The sequence below is a fragment of the Vibrio methylphosphonaticus genome, assembly GCF_023634655.1.
Lineage (GTDB): Bacteria > Pseudomonadota > Gammaproteobacteria > Enterobacterales > Vibrionaceae > Vibrio > Vibrio methylphosphonaticus.
On sequence record NZ_JAMKMS010000094.1, the window covers coordinates 1 to 278 of the forward strand.

At 51.8% G+C, this 278-nt stretch carries 1 protein-coding gene; it reads left to right on the forward strand.

Annotation, left to right across the window (positions count from 1 at the left end; translation table 11 throughout):
* Positions 1–278, forward strand: a 278-nt coding sequence (locus M9196_RS23395; protein ID WP_250619900.1) for a VCBS domain-containing protein, incomplete at both ends; no start/stop codon positions are given.

Here is a 278-nt window from a genome sequence, read left to right on the forward strand (position 1 = left end):
CATCGCGTCTTACGCACTGCAAGACGATGTCCCAGCAGACAAAGGCAGCCTAACGTTTAACTCAGATGGCTCATACAGCTTCGATCCCGGGAATGACTTCCAAGGCTTGAGCAATGGCGAGTCAGAAGATGTCACGTTCACCTACATCGCCCTTGATGATGAAGGCTTAGCGAGCGCGCCTCAAACCATCACCATCACGGTGACGGGAATTAATGATAAGCCTGTGGCATTGCCTGCCGACGAAATGACGGATGAAGATACCTCTATCAGCAGAAGCG